This window comes from Streptomyces sp. WM6386, from assembly GCF_000972385.1.
Taxonomy (GTDB): Bacteria; Actinomycetota; Actinomycetes; order Streptomycetales; family Streptomycetaceae; genus Streptomyces.
Map to the genome: position 1 here is coordinate 1 of NZ_JXTE01000851.1, position 235 is coordinate 235.

A 235-nucleotide genomic window follows, 5' to 3' on the forward strand; every position below is an offset into this window, starting at 1 on the left:
CGCCGTCAAGGAGGCCGCCGCGCTCGCCAATGAGGAACTCGGGCTGCTGGAGCCGCGGAAGGCCGCCGCGATCGTCGAGGCCTGCCGGGAGATCCGCGAGGGGAAGCTGCACGAACAGTTCGTGGTGGACGTCGTGCAGGGAGGCGCCGGCACCTCGACCAACATGAACGCCAACGAGGTGATCGCGAACCGGGCGTTGGAACTGCTGGGGTTCGAGAAGGGGCAGTACCGGTAT

At 67.7% G+C, this 235-nt stretch carries 1 protein-coding gene; it reads left to right on the forward strand.

Annotation, left to right across the window (positions count from 1 at the left end):
* Positions 1-235, forward strand: a 235-nt coding sequence (locus TN53_RS43930; protein WP_046264546.1) for a lyase family protein, incomplete at both ends; no start/stop codon positions are given.